At 60.3% G+C, this 15064-nt stretch carries 12 protein-coding genes and 1 pseudogene; 6 read left to right on the forward strand and 7 right to left on the reverse strand.

From position 1 onward, the window contains the following. Window position 1 precedes the first annotated feature (1 nt). From L8V22_RS06465 to galK, 3 genes are read left to right on the forward strand one after another with little or no spacing between them, the layout of a single operon-like run. Window positions 2–244 (forward strand): cell wall anchor protein, encoded by a 243-nt coding sequence (locus L8V22_RS06465; protein ID WP_238801247.1) that lies wholly within the window; start codon window positions 2–4, stop codon window positions 242–244. Beyond that, window positions 244–1338, forward strand: coding sequence for a galactose-1-phosphate uridylyltransferase (galT, locus tag L8V22_RS06470; RefSeq protein WP_238801248.1), 1095 nt, complete (start codon window positions 244–246; stop codon window positions 1336–1338). Before L8V22_RS06465 ends, galT begins: the two co-directional genes overlap by 1 nt. Beyond that, window positions 1331–2530, forward strand: a complete 1200-nt coding sequence (galK, locus tag L8V22_RS06475; RefSeq protein WP_238801249.1) for a galactokinase — start codon at window positions 1331–1333, stop codon at window positions 2528–2530. The genes galT and galK overlap by 8 nt, the downstream gene beginning before the upstream one ends. Before the next feature lie 160 nt (window positions 2531–2690). Here the strand turns inward: galK and L8V22_RS06480 are convergent, their stop codons facing one another. Then, complete coding sequence (locus tag L8V22_RS06480; protein WP_238801250.1) at window positions 2691–3734, reverse strand: RNase H family protein; 1044 nt, start codon at window positions 3732–3734, stop codon at window positions 2691–2693. Window positions 3735–3985: 251 nt separating this feature from the next. On the opposite strand from L8V22_RS06480, the gene L8V22_RS06485 reads away from it, so the two are divergent. The 3 genes from L8V22_RS06485 (at window position 3986) to L8V22_RS06495 (ending at window position 7009) form a co-directional block, all read left to right on the forward strand. After that, window positions 3986–4888, forward strand: coding sequence for an endonuclease domain-containing protein (locus tag L8V22_RS06485; RefSeq protein ID WP_238801251.1), 903 nt, complete (start codon window positions 3986–3988; stop codon window positions 4886–4888). A gap of 187 nt (window positions 4889–5075) precedes the next feature. After that, window positions 5076–6239: an NRAMP family divalent metal transporter gene (locus tag L8V22_RS06490; RefSeq protein ID WP_238801295.1), complete on the forward strand. Its 1164-nt coding sequence runs from the start codon at window positions 5076–5078 to the stop codon at window positions 6237–6239. Then, window positions 6230–7009, forward strand: coding sequence for a putative hydro-lyase (locus tag L8V22_RS06495; protein WP_420839971.1), 780 nt, complete (start codon window positions 6230–6232; stop codon window positions 7007–7009). The genes L8V22_RS06490 and L8V22_RS06495 overlap by 10 nt, the downstream gene beginning before the upstream one ends. On the opposite strand, the gene L8V22_RS06500 is transcribed toward L8V22_RS06495, so the two are convergent. From L8V22_RS06500 to L8V22_RS06525, 6 genes and pseudogenes are all read right to left on the reverse strand, one after another. Continuing rightward, window positions 7006–7626 carry a GntR family transcriptional regulator gene (locus L8V22_RS06500; protein WP_238801253.1) on the reverse strand — a complete coding sequence of 207 codons (621 nt, stop codon included), beginning with the start codon at window positions 7624–7626 and terminating at the stop codon, window positions 7006–7008. The genes L8V22_RS06495 and L8V22_RS06500 overlap by 4 nt on opposite strands. Before the next feature lie 68 nt (window positions 7627–7694). Beyond that, entirely contained in the window at window positions 7695–9476 is a 1782-nt protein-coding gene (locus L8V22_RS06505; RefSeq protein ID WP_238801254.1) for an acetyl/propionyl/methylcrotonyl-CoA carboxylase subunit alpha, read from the reverse strand. Beyond that, a complete protein-coding gene (locus L8V22_RS06510) occupies window positions 9466–11040 on the reverse strand; it encodes a 5-oxoprolinase subunit B/C family protein (protein ID WP_238801255.1) in 1575 nt (524 codons plus the stop codon). The genes L8V22_RS06505 and L8V22_RS06510 overlap by 11 nt, the downstream gene beginning before the upstream one ends. Beyond that, window positions 11040–11801 (reverse strand): LamB/YcsF family protein, encoded by a 762-nt coding sequence (locus L8V22_RS06515; protein WP_238801256.1) that lies wholly within the window; start codon window positions 11799–11801, stop codon window positions 11040–11042. The genes L8V22_RS06510 and L8V22_RS06515 overlap by 1 nt, the downstream gene beginning before the upstream one ends. A 211-nt stretch (window positions 11802–12012) precedes the next feature. Beyond that, window positions 12013–12576, reverse strand: a pseudogene (locus L8V22_RS06520) (CAP domain-containing protein). 559 nt (window positions 12577–13135) lie between these two features. Further along, complete coding sequence (locus L8V22_RS06525; RefSeq protein WP_238801258.1) at window positions 13136–15034, reverse strand: fructose-specific PTS transporter subunit EIIC; 1899 nt, start codon at window positions 15032–15034, stop codon at window positions 13136–13138. Between the last annotated feature and the right edge of the window lie 30 nt (window positions 15035–15064).

Below are 15064 nucleotides of genomic sequence, written 5' to 3' on the forward strand. Positions count from 1 at the left end.
TATGTCTGAGAAAAAGCGCGCCGGCGCATTCGACCTGCGCAACGTCATCGCCGCACTCCTCGGCCTCTACGGCCTCATCTTGCTCGGCTGTTATTTCTTCCTTGACCCAGGCATCAACCCAGATACTGGGCAGGCGAAGAACGCCGGCGATAACCTATGGGCAAGCCTTGCTTTATTGGCCGTGGCCGCCGCCTTTGTGTTGTGGGCACGCCTAAAGCCCATCACCATCCCAGGAGAAAACTAATGGTTGAGATTACCTCCGCCACGCTTGCCGATGGCCGTGAGATCCTCTACTTCGATGACCAGCCCCACCCTGACCGCGTGCTTGTCGACGCCCGCGATATCCCCACCGTCGCCCCCGCTTCCGAAATGCGCCGGGATCCCCTGACCGGGGATTGGGTGGCCTTTGCCGCCCACCGCATGAACCGAACCTTCCTGCCACCGGCGAACGAGAACCCGCTAGCGCCCACCCGCGAAGGCCAACTGCCCACGGAGATCCCCAGCCCCAGCTATGACGTGGTGGTCTTTGAAAACCGCTTCCCGTCTTTTGCTACCGCTGCAGACATCGAGCACCCCGAGGAGGATAACCTGCTTGGCATGGTGCCGCGCCTTCCCGCGCGCGCCCGGTGCGAGGTGGTGTGCTTTACCGAGGATCCCGCGTTGTCCTTTAAGGACCTGCCCGAATCTCGGATTCGCACTGTTATTGAAGCCTGGGCTCACCGCACCGCCGCCCTGTCCCAGATTGACGGTGTGCAGCAGGTCTTCCCCTTTGAAAACCGCGGCGAAGAAATCGGTGTGACCCTCCAGCACCCGCACGGCCAGATCTACTCCTACCCATTCCTTTCACCGCGCTTGCGCAACATTGTGGATTCCGCCCACGCCTACGACGGCGACCTCTTTCAGGATCTCCTCGATCGCGAGCGCGCCGCCGGCACTCGCATCATTGCTGAGACCGAGCACTTCACCGTCTTCGTTCCCGCCGCCGCCAAATGGCCGCTGGAAGCCATGGTTCTGCCCAACTCTGAGGTGCCCGATTTCGCAGCGCTTACCGACGCCCAACGTGCCGACCTCGCGACCCTGCTTAAAAAGCTGTACTCCGCGGTGGACCGCTTCTTTGATGGCGTGGAAAAGACTCCCTATATCGCCGGCTGGACCCAGGCACCGGTGGACAAGGCACTGCGCCCCGGCATCCGCATGCACCTGCAGCTTTTCTCCCTCATGCGCTCGCCCGGCCGCATGAAATACCTCGCTGGCTCCGAATCCGCGCAGGCGGTGTGGATTAATGACACCACCCCGGAGCGCATCGCCGCCCGTTTCAAGGAGATTTGGGATGCTTAAGTGGATTGATACTCGCAGTGAGCAAGAGATTGCTACCGCTGCGCGCGCCCTCTACTCCTCTGCTTTCCCGGATGCGCCCGAGCCCGCCGGCGTGTGGGCCGCTCCCGGCCGCGTGAACCTCATCGGCGAGCATATCGATTACGCCGGCGGCGCCTCCATTCCCTTCGCACTGGAGCAAAATACCGCAGTTGCTGTCGCGCCCCGCAGCGATGGCCTTATCCGCATAGCTTCCGAGTATGACGGCTCCATCGCCCATGCGGAGGCTCCGCTCGCCGATGTTCGCTCGGGCTATCCTGCCGATTGGTCCGGTTACGTCGCCGGCACCATCTGGGCAGCCACCGCGGCGGGGGCGCTGCACTGCACCGGACTCGACATCGCCATCGTCTCCGATGTCCCGGTTGGCTCTGGTCTGTCCAGCTCCGCCGCTCTGGAGTGCTCTGTGGCCGTGGCCGCCTACGAGCTCTCCCACGGCCATGTTCCCGATGACGCTGCCCGCGCCCAACTGGCACAAGCCTGTATCCGCGCCGAAAACGAGGTGGTCGGCGCTTCTACCGGAGGCTTAGACCAAAATGCCAGCCTCCTCGGCCAGCGCGGCAAAGCCCTCTTCCTGGACTTTTCCACCGGCGCCGTGGAGCGCGTGCCCTTCAATATCGAGGCCCAAGACATGGTACTGCTCATCGCGGATACCAATGCCCCGCACACGCTTTCCGACGGCCAATATGCCTCCCGCCGCGGCATTATCGACGCCGTCCAATCTGCCGCTGGCTGCTCCATCCGCGAGATTCCGAATGCCGTGGACTTTGCCGCCACCGTCGATCCCGCCGAGGCGGAACTCTACCGGCACCGCGTGCGCCATGTGGTGGAAGAAACCAATCGCACCTTAGATGCCGCTACCGCGTTGGCATCTTCCGATCTAGATACATTCCGCCGCCTCATGCGCGAGAGCCATATCTCCCTGCGTGAGCTTTATGAGGTCACAACCCCGGAGCTCGACTCCGCTTTTACCGCGGCCGGCGAGCTGGGCGCTCGCATGACTGGAGGCGGCTTCGGCGGTGCCGTTATCGCGCTCATCCCGCAATCCTCCGTCGAGTCCACCGCCCAAGCCATTCATGATGCTGCGGTTTCCCGCAGCTTCCCGGAGCCCACCTTTTTGGTAGCGCGTCCGGGCGAAGGCGCTCGGCGCCTGTCCTGACTCCGCGGTCCGGCTCGGCTTAGCCGCGACCCTCCCAGCGCGCCTCTTGTCGTTGAGTCCATACTGATCAGGCTGATCTGAAGGCCGGGCCGCCTCAGATCGGCCTTAACTCCCTCAACTCGGCCTGATCAGATCAGCCCCAAAGCCCTAAGCGTTCGGGTCACAACGCCAAGAGAGCTTTCTGGATCCCCTCGCGCAGAGTCTCGCGAGACTGCTTCATCGGATGCGCAATCGCGCGCAACCCCATGTACGCAATCTGGTCGGCCGCCCGATTCAGCGGATCACCCGCATGCCCAAGTACACGGCGAATGTCGACCTCGCATTGGCCTTGGATATCGCCCCAAGCTTGCTGGAATCGGGACCGTGCACCCGAAGACACCCCTCGCCACGTGCGCCCCGGCCGCGATGCTTTAGAGCCGCGCCTATGCACAATCTGCTCGACCGCCTCCAAAGCGGCTACGGAATCGGACTCAATAACCGCCTTGCGCGCACCCACCTTGAACAGGTATTTCAGCGCGAGCGTCAGTGCTTCGAGCTCGAGCTCATCCGTGCTCGCCTTGGTTTCTCGAGTTCGTAACCGGTAGTCGCCGTTGCCCGCAACGAAGCACATCGACCCCTTGAATACGGTATCCGAGGAAGCGTCGGTGGCTATGCGAGCCACGTCGCCCTTGGACCATGAGGAGGCGCGCGAGAAGTTCGGCCACCAGTGTGCTTTCGGCGTCTCTACCTGTGCCGCTTGCTTCTTTTTCGGTGCCTCACCCATCTTGCGCGCCTTCCGTGCGGTAAGGCCGGCTTGTTTTCGGCGCACGGAGCTCGCGCTCTTCGAAGCCCTATTTTCTTCCGCAAAGCTTCCCGTCACCGTGAAACCGTCTGCCGTGAGTGCCGCTCGCAACGCATTCTGCCTGCGACCAGTGACAATCCACACCCGTCCGTCGAGTCCCTTGAGTGCGCGTTTGACCTCCCGTACGGCGATATCGACGATATCGCCCTTCTTAGTCTGGCCGCGGCGCACAAAACGCGTCTGCTTAGTATTGACCGCGATGACCCAGCCTTCGATGGTGCCGTTGGGGGCGGAATCCCAACGCTCGTCCCAGAGCGCGACCGCAACATGGATTGGTGCCGAGACCATGTCCGAGGTGATCTTGCGGGTACCGTAGGTGCGCGATTGCGTACCGGTAAGTTCTGAGAGCTCGATGGGTTCCATTATCTCTAGTAAAGCACGGTTAACCGCGCTGCTGAATTATCCCCCACACCACCGTATTGAACTACTTCCCCTTAGGTCGAATGTAATCGAGCCGATCTGAGCACAACTCGCCCTCAATTCAGCCTCAACGCTCTCAATTCGGCCCGATCAACTTGGACCTAAAGTTCCGCTTCTCACTTAAGGTCCTCGGAAATTCACCTTCCTGAGCCCCATGACGCGTGCTTCGTCCCTCCAGCAGTGAAGATGAAACCATGATTGCAGATCACTTCATCAACCTTCGTTACGCCGGAGCCGAAAGTCCGCACCATTTAGCCCTCCAGTGCGGTGAGCTCACCCAGATAGCGCCCTGGGTCGCCGTTCCCACGGCCACCTGGAGGCAATGGGCGCGCCATAAACAACAATTCGCCAAAGTAGTCGCTGCCGGGTGGAGCACCCACCGCGCCGTCCTCATCAGTAAATCGGCCGCGCGGCTGTGGGGAATGTGGGTAATTTCCAGGAAAGGGGAGGAGGTGGAGTTAGCGGTGCCTTCGGGAAGCGTTCCCCCACGCAGGCTCACCGCGAAGGGCTATCGGTACCGCCGGGTAAAGTCCCTCCAGGAATCCACGGTAACGGTAGCAGGTGTGCGCACCACGCATCCCGCCCGCACTTGCCTCGAAATCGCCCGGCTACACGGCTTCCCAGATGGCCTGGTAGCTACCGATTCTGCTCTCAGGCAACACGGCGTCACCACCTATGACTTGCGCGAAGAACTGGCAAGAATGCAGCGCACTAGGGGACAAGCAGCCATGCGTAAGGTTATCGAGCACGCGTATGGCGGATCGGAATCGCCCTATGAGTCCTATCTGCGAGCCCTCATTATCGAGCGTTTCCCGCAGGTGAAAATTGAGCCGCAGAAACCGCTGCTCGGGAAGTATCGGGCGGATCTCTGTCTCGATGGCTGGCTGGTGGTCGAGGTCGATGGCGATGCCAAATATGACGGTACCTACGGCAAGGAGCCCGCCCACGTGGTCAAGCAGCAGATAAAAAGGCAGCGAGCGCTAGAAAACCGCGGATACGTGGTGCTGCGCTTTGGTTCCAGCGAGGTGAAAGCGTCGGACGAGGCATTGCGGATAATCGCTAGCCACTTGGGAAAACGCGGCAGGAAAGTAGCCTAGATCACCCCCGCGTCACCCACAATACATAAATGTTGTTGAACAAAAGGCATAGCAACCTTTAAGATGATGCGCATCACAAATTTAATGCGACCTGCATCACGAAAGGTGAAATCTAGTGAGTGCTGAGACATCACACGCCGCTCCGGCGCAGGCGGGGGATAAGACCCCGCCAAAGGGCCTCGGCGCCATGGCCGGTGCCATGTTCCTCATGGCCACCTCCGCCATCGGTCCGGGATTTTTGACCCAGACCTCGGTTTTTACTGTGCAGATGGGGGCTTCTTTCGCGTTTGCGATTATGCTGTCCATCCTCGTTGACATTGCTATCCAGCTCAATGTGTGGCGAGTGCTGTGTGTAAGCGGCATGCGCGCAAATACCTTGGGCAATACCGTGCTTCCTGGTTTGGGCTGGGTTCTTGCCGTATTCGTCTTTATTGGCGGCGCGGTCTTCAATATTGGCAATATCGCTGGTTCTGGCCTTGGTATTAACGCGATGCTCGGCATTGACTCGCGTATCGGCGGCGTCATCGCTGCGACCATCGCCGTCTTTATCTTCCTCTCCCGCAAAGCCGGCATGGCGCTTGACCGTCTCGTTGCGGTACTGGGCGCGGTCATGATCCTGCTCATGCTCTACGTCGCGGTGGTCAGCCAACCACCGGTGGGTGAGGCGCTGAAGAATACCGTCGCGCCAGGCGAGATTGACTTCTTCGTCATTACCACCATCATCGGTGGCACCGTGGGTGGCTATATCACTTTTGCCGGCGCGCACCGACTCATCGATTCTGGTCACACCGGCGTGGAAAACGTAAAGAACATTACCTATACCTCGGTCAGCGGCATCGTGGTTACCGGCATCATGCGCATGCTCCTCTTCTTGGCGGTGCTCGGCGTGGTAGCTACTGGAGTGGCGCTCTCCGATGACAACACTGCGGCCGATGCGTTCTACCATGCCGCCGGCGAGTTTGGCCTGCGTGCCTTCGGCGTAGTCCTCTTCGCTGCCGGTTTGTCCTCCGTTATCGGTGCGGCCTATACCTCGGTGTCCTTCGTGACCTCCCAGGAAACCTCGACGCGCACCCGCAATATCCTCACCATCCTCTTCATTGTGGTGTGCACGGTGGTCTTCGTGGCCATTAACTCCGCTCCCCAGAAGCTGCTCATCTTCGCTGGTGCCATCAACGGCCTTATCCTGCCCATTGGCTTTGCTCTCGTGATGTGGGTGGCCTGGCGCCGCCGCGACCTATTGCATGGTTATAAGTACCCCAAGTGGCTTCTGTTCATTGGCGCCTTGGCGTGGGTACTGACCATCTTTATCGGTTTCAAGGCCTTTTCCGGCATCACCGAACTATGGGCCTAATGCGTACTCCAGAAGAGGTGCGCGAGTATGCGCGCACCCACGAGATGGCCACCACCGCGGGGCATGCCCGTGGCTTTATGCAGGCTAACCTGCTGGCCGTGCCGCGGGAATACGCCTTCGATTTCTTGCTTTTTGCCCAGCGCAACCCCAAGCCGTGCCCAATTGTGGGCGTGCTGGAGGCTGGGCAGTATACCTCCGAGCTATTGCCAGGTGGGGACATCCGCACCGATATTCCGGCCTACCGCGTCTTTGAAAACGGCGAGCATACAGCCACGCTTGCCGACGCCACCTCGTACTACACCCCAGACATGGTCAGCTTCCTTATTGGTTGCTCTTTTACCTTTGAGACGGCGCTGCAGGATAACGGCATTGAGGTCGCGCACATTGCTCAGCAGCGCAACGTGCCGATGTTTAAAACCACGATTCCCACCACCCCGGCCGGTGTCTTTTCTGGGCCCATGGTGGTCTCCATGCGCCCGATTCCGGCCGCGCAAGTCTCCGATGCCGTGCGGATTACCTCCCGTTACCCATCAGTTCACGGCGCCCCGGTCCACGTAGGTGATCCGGCGGCCATTGGCATTGAGGATTTAAACCGCCCGGACTTTGGTGATCCGGGCGAAGTGCCGGAGGGCTGCCTGCCAGTCTTTTGGGCCTGTGGTGTGACCCCGCAGGCCATCGTGATGGAATCCAAGCCGCGCTTAGCTATTACGCACGCACCGGGCCAGATGCTCGTGACCAACGCCCGGGATCAAGATTTTCTCATTCCTTAATCGTCTAGCACGGCGAGGATCTTCTCGCAGGTATTCATGAGGCTGTCATGCGCAAGCGTGGCAGCCTCATCGCGTTTTCCATCCGCGATGAGCGTGGCCAAGGTGATATTTCCTTGGATGTGGTCCGCATGAAGCTGTGGGTACCGCGGGATGGCCAAGAGGAAGGTAAGCCGCATGCGGGCGAGCAGATTATCCATCTGCTCATTCAAGGTGGGGGAGCCGAGCGCGGCCACCAATGTGCGGTGGAAACGCTGATTGATGGAGGAGACTTCCTGGTGCTCGCCGCGCGCCGCGTAGTCGAAGGCGGAGGAAGTGAGGGCGACGAGTGAGGGGGCGTCGGCAAAAGCGCCCCAACGCACCGCCGCCGGCTCGATGGCTGCGCGGGCGGCGAAGAGGTCGCGGATATAGTCTGCATCCGGCATTGCGAGAAAGACGCCCCGGTTGGGAATGCGCTCGACGATGCGTTCCGCGGCAAGCCGAGTGAAGGACTCGCGCAGGGTATTGCGCGAGCAGTGGAAGCGTTCGGCTGCCTTGACCTCGCTGAGCTGCTCGCCCGGCTGGAATTCGCCGGCGGAGATGGCCTCGCGTAACTCAGAGGCAACAGACTGGGAAAGCATGCTCACAACTGTACTAAAAGGTTGCGCACCTCACAGTGAAAATGAGGTGCTGCGCAATTGTACGAGCGTTAATCGATGGTCGCGATGACCTTCGAGGGATCCAGTCGGTCGCCCTCTGCAGCTAGGAGCTTAATGGTGCCGCCGCGCGGCGCCTTGATGGCCGATTCCATCTTCATGGCTTCCACGGTGGCGATCGCATCGCCCTCGGCCACGGTATCGCCGTCCGCGACGTTCCACGCCACAAGGTTGGCCTCGAACGGGGAAGTGACCGCGTTGTCATCGGTGGACTGTGCACCGGCCGAAGACGGTGCCGTGGATGCAGAGCCACCGGCCGCAGCGGCGCCTGGGGCGGCGAGGAAGTCTACTGGAACGCCAATGCTGACCAGCTTGCCATCGATCTCCACGGCAACATTGCGGCGCTGAGTGTAGATGGCTTCGACCTTTTCTACCTGGTTGGCGGCAGAAGGGCGGTAGTTGTGATCAACCCAGTCAGTAAAGACGCCGATCTCGGAGGCGCCGGCGGCAGCCGCATCGTTTGCCGGGGCAGCGGTGCCGATGAGCGCAGGCTCATCCATCATGTCGCGGTGGAAAGGCAGCACGGTGCGCACGCCGGTGACGGTGAACTCGCGCAGGGCAAAGCGGGCGCGCGCCAAGGCGATTTCGCGAGTCGGTCCCCACACCACCAGCTTGGCGATCAGGGAGTCATAGTACGGCGGGATGATGGAACCAGAGCGCACTGCGGAATCCACACGGATGCCCGGGCCGGTGGGCGGTTCGAAGGAGACAATGGTGCCAGGGCATGGCGCGAAGCCATTGAGGATGTCTTCGGCATTGATGCGGAACTCAAAAGCATGGCCGTGAGACTGCGGATCTTCCTCGAAAGACAGCGGCTCCCCGGCCGCGATGCGGAACTGCTCGGCGATGATATCGGTACCGGTGACTACCTCTGTAACCGGGTGCTCGACCTGGACTCGGGTATTGACCTCGAGGAAGGAAATGGTGCCGTCTTCAGAGACGATATATTCCACAGTGCCGGCACCGGTGTAGCCCACCTTGGAGCAAATGGAGCGCGCGCCTTCGATGATGCCGTTGCGCTGGGCGTCGGAAAGCGCGGGCGCTGGGGCCTCCTCAATAAGCTTCTGGAAGCGGCGCTGGGTGGAGCAATCGCGGGTGCCGAGCACGCGGACGTTGCCGTGCGTATCGGCCAATACCTGGGCTTCGACGTGGCGCGGGTGGGTGAGGAACTTCTCCACGTAGCACTCCGCGCGACCGAAAGCCTCCATGGCCTCGCGGCCGGCGGAGTTAAATGCTCCCTCGATTTCTTCCATATTGTCCACGACCTTCAGGCCGCGTCCGCCGCCGCCATAAGCGGCCTTAATGGCGATGGGCAGGCCGTGCTCTTCGGCGAAAGCGCGGGCCTCTTGCCAATCATCGATGGGGTCGGAGGTACCCGGCGCTAGCGGCGCGCCCACCTCCTCGGCCACGCGGCGTGCAGCGATCTTGTCACCGAGGAGCTCGATCGACTCCGGCGACGGACCGATCCAGATCATGCCGGCCTCAGTGACCGTGCGAGCAAAGTCGGCGTTTTCAGACAAAAAGCCGTAGCCCGGGTGAATGGCATCGGCGCCGGCACGCACCGCGATATCGAGCAGCGCGGGCACGTTCATGTAGGTATCGGCAGCCGTATTGCCCGGCAGCGCATAAGCTTCATCCGCTACCTGGGTGTGCAAGGCACCAGCGTCTGCCTCGGAGTAAATGGCGATGGACTTAATTCCCAGGTCGCGGGCGACGCGGGCGATACGCACGGCAATCTCGCCGCGGTTAGCAATGAGGACGGTTTTAATCTGCATTTTTATCTCCAGTGTTTAAGGCTTGGGGTGCTACGAGTTCAAAATTCACGCGTGCGCCGGGTGGCAGCTGCGCGGCAATATCAATATCTTCTTCCAATACGGTGGCGATGACGGGGTAGCCACCGGTCACAGCGTGATCGCGCAGGAAGACAACGGGTTTGCCATTGGGCGGGATTTGGATGGATCCGGCGACCATGCCCTCGGACGGAAGCTCGCCGTCTTTAACGCGCTTAATCGGCTCATCGCCATCAAGGCGTAGGCCCACACGGTTGGAATCTGAGGTGACGGTCCATTCAGCATCCAGGAAGGCGGAGACATTATCGCCAAACCAGTCATCGCGGGGACCGAGCACGCAGCGCAAGGTAGCGCGGGTCTTGCCATCGGAGCTTTCACGCACTCGTAGTGGGTTGGAAAGCTGGGCATCGGTCATGCCGGTAGAGCGAGGCAGCACGCCGATGACATCGCCGGTGGTCACTGGGTCTGGGCCAAGGCCAGAGAGGACGTCGGTGGCTGCGGAACCAAGCTCGGACTCGGCGATGATGCCGCCGCGAATTGCCACGTAATTGCGCATGCCCACCGTTGCGGGGTCTACGGTGACGGTTTGCCCAGCCGTGACCAGCACGGGGCGGGCGAGGTGAACCGGCATCTCGCCGAGGCGTACACGGGCGGTCGCGCCAGTGACGCAGATGACGGTATCGGTAAGCGCGTGGAGCTTGATGCCGCCGATATTTTCCAGCACCGTTGCACCGCGCGGGTTGCCCACGGCCACATTGGCGGTCGCGGCGGCGGCGCGGTCTGCGGCGCCCGATGGGGTCACGCCAAGGTCGCCCACACCGGGGCGGCCCAAGTCTTGGTAGAGGGTGAGCAGGCCGGCGTCGATAACCTCCATGCGTGGCAGGCGGGCAGGAGCGCGCTTAGACCGCGTCGAGTGATCGACGAGTTCCGGTAGCTTATCTACGCTGCGATAGCGCACGCGGTCACCCGGCTGTACCAAGGCCGGTGGGTTGGCATTGGAATCCCACATCGGTGTATTGGTGGTGCCCAGCAGCTGCCAGCCGCCCGGGGAAACGCGTGGGTAGACTGCGGAAAACTCGCCCGCAATGCCTACGGCACCGGCCGGCACCGCGGTACGAGGGTTGGAGCGGCGCGGCACCGTGCGAGCCTGGGACGGATCCGAAGGCGCGCAGTAGGTAAATCCCGGGGCAAAGCCACCAAAGGCCGCAGTCCACTCGGTGGAGGTATGCCACTCAATGAGTGCCTCGCGCGAGAGGCCAAGCAGGTCTGCGGCCTCATCAACATCCTCGCCGTCATAGAGCACATCGATTTCTACCGTGCGCGCCTCCGCGGCCGTCGCGGCGGTAGGGGAGAAGTCCTGTAGAAATTCCGCCGCATCCCGTGCCGAATCGGGCGCTTCAAAGGTCAGCAGCAGGGTAGTGGCGGCCGCGATGCAGTCCACCTGATTCTTCAAAGGTTTGGCAGAAAGCGCCGCGTGCCAATCCATGACCTGGTTCAGCCCATCCAGGTCAATGAGCAACGCGCGCGTGCCCACAAAATTAATATGCATTAGATAAAGCTCCGAATCTCGATGCCTTCTGCATGCAGGCGCTCTACCACGCCGCGCAGCAGCTTCACCGCGCCGGGCGAATCACCGTGGGTACATACGGATTGCGCATCTACCTCGAGCTTCGTGCCATCCACGGCGGTAATTGAACCGGTTTGTGCTACCTCCAGTACTCGCTGCACCACCTCATCGGCACTGCCTAGCACCGCATTGGCTTCCTTGCGCGAGACCAGCGTGCCATCAGGGTTGTAATTGCGGTCCGCAAAGGCCTCACGGACGACGGTAAGCCCGCTTTGCTTGGCGACGTCCACTGCTACGCCCCCAGGTAGCAACATTACCGGCAAGTCACCAAAGGCCTTAATGCCCTTGATGACGCCTTCTGCCTGCGCCCTGTCCTTCACGATCGCGTTATACATCGCACCGTGTGGCTTCACGTAGGCGACCTTAGTGCCATTGGCGCGAGCCAAAGCGTCGAGCGCGCCAATTTGGTAGGTCACCTCATCAGCGAGCTCATCTGGGTGGTAATCAATGAAGCGACGGCCGAAACCTGCGGCGTCGTTATAACCTACGTGCGCGCCTACGGTTACGCCTGCTTCCGCAGCCGCCTTGAGCGTGCCAGCAATCGAGTGTGGGTCACCGGCGTGGAACCCGGTGGCCACGTTTGCTGAGGACACCATCTCCAGCATCGCCGCGTCATCGGCGACCGGGTTGCCTGCAGTGGTCTCTCCCAAATCCGCGTTGAGATCGATATGGACCGAGGACATTCAACACCGTCCTTAAGATTGTTGAACAATTCGAATGCCCTTAAGTGTAACCCTCGCCACTGCCATTTGTGAAGACGATTACGTTTCATTTACCCGCGTGCGCACCCCCACCTACGCGCGAAAAGCCGCCGCGCCCCAGGCGGCAGGTTCGGGGCGCGGCGGCGTGGCCCGCTAGAGCCCATGGGCCCGAAGTCCCTAGCGTGTGAAATTTCTAGCGGCCGTAGTTCTGGACAGCGTAGAGCTTGCCTTCAGAGTTGATGGCAACGCCAACGCCGATGGTCTTGGCGCGTGGGTCCAGCATGATCTTGCGGTGGTCTGGGGATTCGTACCAGAGCTTTACTAGCAGCGCATCGGAGTAATCGCTCTATGCCTGCAGCACGTTCTCGCCGCCGGCTGGGATATTGGCCGGGTAGTAGTTCCAGTGCTGTGGGCGGTGGCTGAGCTTATCGGCGCGAACCAGCTGATTGGCCCAATCCTGAGCCAAACTATTGAGCGCACCGTTGGAACGAACTGGGCGCAGGCCGTGTGCCTTGCGGTAGGAGTTGGTGTGGTTGATGATGCTCTGGATCCGGTTGGAAGCTGGGGCAATTGGCTGTGTAGCAGCAGCTGGGGCGACGGGCTGGCTGGCGGACGGCACCGGAAGCTTTACACCGCCGAAGCTGCTCAAGGAGTTGGAGGCCTCTGCTGGAGCTATGCCAACGCTGAGAGCGACGGCTGCTGCAAGTATGGGAGCGACGAACTTCTTGGCGGAGAAGTGAGCTTTGGGGGTAAACATGAGCGGTGCCTTTCTGCTGGGGCATAGCGGAAATCAAAAGAGCGGGAATCTCGGAGTGTTGACCGCTAAATTCCGTTCCCCTTCACTTAAAAGTTAAGCAATTCCAGTGGGGTAAAATCCAGTTGACCAGCATCTATTAGGCTTTATGAAGATGATTCTCTGAAAAACTAATTACTTCTTAGTTATTTTTCGATTTAAGCTAGGAAACCCCTAAAATCCCTCAATGACGGCGTTCAGTTACCATACCGCGGGGGTAGCTTTCAGTCCTTATCTCAGGTTCCTAGGAAAAAGAGGTTGATTTAAGGTATGCGGCTCCAGTTTTAAGCTAGGCGCTGGAAAAGCTGGCCAGTCCCTTGCTAGAGCCTATGAAAAACCTTGCGGTTTCTGGTTGTAAAAAGATTTATGAGATTCCACAATGCCGGCGCATAGTCGCGCCTGGCCATTTCTTGGCGTACTGCTCTTCCGCGAGTCGACCGAATCGCGGCATCTTCGTGCTGTTTAGGCATTAAAAGAACGCTCAGCGGAGAAATCGCTGAGCGCTCGCAAAATGCAGGGGTATTTAAGCCTGGCTGGTCGCGGCCTCCTTGTTGGTGGAGGAGGCTGGCAAAAGGGCCGAGGAAAGGATGTCGGCGGCTTCCTTGCGGGTCTGCGCTTCGTGGAGTTGGGCGCGGAAATCTTCCTTCATAATGTTGCGCGCGAGCTTGGACAATAGCTTGAGATGCTGCTTTCCCGCGTTATCGGGAACGGCGATTAGAAAGGCAAGGGTGGTCGGGTCCTCGCCTTCAGCCCATGTGACGCCTTGGGGCAGGCGGGCGAAGGCGAGGGTGGGTACCTTTACCCCGGCAGACCGCGCGTGCGGAATGGCTACTCCGTGGCCTACGCCGGTAGAACGGGTAGCTTCGCGCTGCAATGCGGCGCTAGCGACTGCTTCCGCATCGGACATTCGCGAAGAGGTGAGCTTTATCATGGAGCGAATGACCTCTTCGCTGGAAGAGCCCAAGTCCTTATCCAAACTAATCGTATCGACGGCTACCAGCGGCTTATCTTTGCGCTGCGTCAATCCGACCAACAGGAGGATAAGGCCGGCACAGACTACGATGCCGGCGAGCATGGCGATAAAGAAACCTACGACATTGTCTACCGCGCCGAGCACCGCGACGATTGGGCCGCCGTGCATGACATGGTCTTGTGCACCGAATAGTCCCGCTAGCGCACCTGCTACGGCACCACCAGCAACATTGGCAGGGATGACCTGCAACGGGCGTGCAGCCGCGAGCGGAATGGCACCCTCAGTAATGCCGAAAAATCCCATAAACAATGCGGCGATGCCCGCATCATTTTCCGCCTTGGTAAACCAGCGGCGCCGCAGAAGCGTAGCTACACCTACGGCGAGGGGAGGCACAGCAATGGCGCACGCCGCCATGCCCATTGGTGCCGCGTTGCCGGCCGCGATCATGCCGCCGCCAAAGAGGAAGGCAGTCTTGTTGAAGGGGCCACCCATGTCGAAGGCGATCATGGCGCCAAGGATGAGGCCCAGCACAATGACGGAGGAACCCTGCATTCCCGCGAGGTAATTGGTCATCGCCTCAAACGCAGCTGAGACCGGAGCACCAATGAGCAGGATGAAGATGAGTCCCACAATGAGCGTAGTGAAAATCGGGATGACAATGATGGGCCAGATCGGCGCGATGAATTTGTGTACCGGAATCTTTTTAATGGCTAGAGCCACATAACCAGACAAAATACCGGTGACAATGCCGCCCAAGAATCCGGCGCCCGCCTCAGAACCGTACAAAGATCCAGTGGTGGCGATAAGGCCGGTGATAAGGCCAGGCGCGAGGCCCGGTCGGTCCGCGATGCCCACAGCGATGTAACCGGAGAGAACTGGAACCATCAGTGAAAACGCCAGAGCGCCGAGTTCATTGACCGTGTTCCAGAAGCTATCTTCTGGAATCGCCATGCCCTCAGGCGTAGGGGTACCACCGATAGAGAGGGCCACCGCAATGAGCAGACCGCCGGTTACCACGAACGGGATCATGTGTGAGACGCCGTTCATCAGCGCCTTGTACAAGGTTTGGCCAATACTATTCTTACGGGGCGATTCTGTTTCCTTGTCGTCCGCGGAACCTTCCCAACGCGTGGCGCTCAAGGACCTGCTGAGCAGTTCCTTCGGGTGCTTAATGGCCTCGTCCACGCCGGTGGCCTCGAGGCGTTTGCCGTGGAAGCGGTCTTTGGAAATTACAGTATCGGCACCAATGACAATGGCATCGGCGTCTTCGATATCTTGCTTGCTAAAGGTTCCCTCAACGCCGATGGAACCGTGAGTTTCAATTTTGATGCGGTAGCCCAATTCTTGGGCTGCGGCTTCAAGGTTCTCGGCCGCCATATAGGTATGCGCGATGCCCGTCGGACATGCCGTGATGGCGAGGATGAGGGGCGATGACTCTGAAGTGCTCATGACTCTCATTAAACGGCAAACGTTTGCGCT

The sequence above is a fragment of the Corynebacterium yonathiae genome, assembly GCF_027570195.1.
GTDB classification, from domain to species: Bacteria; Actinomycetota; Actinomycetes; order Mycobacteriales; family Mycobacteriaceae; genus Corynebacterium; species Corynebacterium yonathiae.

What these genes read in the sequence shown, in the direction of transcription:
- L8V22_RS06465 (WP_238801247.1), top strand. Translation starts at nt 2, where the DNA reads ATGTCTGAGAAAAAGCGCGCCGGCGCATTCGACCTGCGCAACGTCATC.
- galT (WP_238801248.1), top strand. Translation starts at nt 244, where the DNA reads ATGGTTGAGATTACCTCCGCCACGCTTGCCGATGGCCGTGAGATCCTC.
- galK (WP_238801249.1), top strand. Translation starts at nt 1,331, where the DNA reads ATGCTTAAGTGGATTGATACTCGCAGTGAGCAAGAGATTGCTACCGCT.
- L8V22_RS06480 (WP_238801250.1), bottom strand. Translation starts at nt 3,734, where the DNA reads ATGGAACCCATCGAGCTCTCAGAACTTACCGGTACGCAATCGCGCACC.
- L8V22_RS06485 (WP_238801251.1), top strand. Translation starts at nt 3,986, where the DNA reads ATGATTGCAGATCACTTCATCAACCTTCGTTACGCCGGAGCCGAAAGT.
- L8V22_RS06490 (WP_238801295.1), top strand. Translation starts at nt 5,076, where the DNA reads ATGGCCGGTGCCATGTTCCTCATGGCCACCTCCGCCATCGGTCCGGGA.
- L8V22_RS06495 (WP_420839971.1), top strand. Translation starts at nt 6,230, where the DNA reads ATGGGCCTAATGCGTACTCCAGAAGAGGTGCGCGAGTATGCGCGCACC.
- L8V22_RS06500 (WP_238801253.1), bottom strand. Translation starts at nt 7,626, where the DNA reads ATGCTTTCCCAGTCTGTTGCCTCTGAGTTACGCGAGGCCATCTCCGCC.
- L8V22_RS06505 (WP_238801254.1), bottom strand. Translation starts at nt 9,476, where the DNA reads ATGCAGATTAAAACCGTCCTCATTGCTAACCGCGGCGAGATTGCCGTG.
- L8V22_RS06510 (WP_238801255.1), bottom strand. Translation starts at nt 11,040, where the DNA reads ATGCATATTAATTTTGTGGGCACGCGCGCGTTGCTCATTGACCTGGAT.
- L8V22_RS06515 (WP_238801256.1), bottom strand. Translation starts at nt 11,801, where the DNA reads ATGTCCTCGGTCCATATCGATCTCAACGCGGATTTGGGAGAGACCACT.
- L8V22_RS06525 (WP_238801258.1), bottom strand. Translation starts at nt 15,034, where the DNA reads ATGAGCACTTCAGAGTCATCGCCCCTCATCCTCGCCATCACGGCATGT.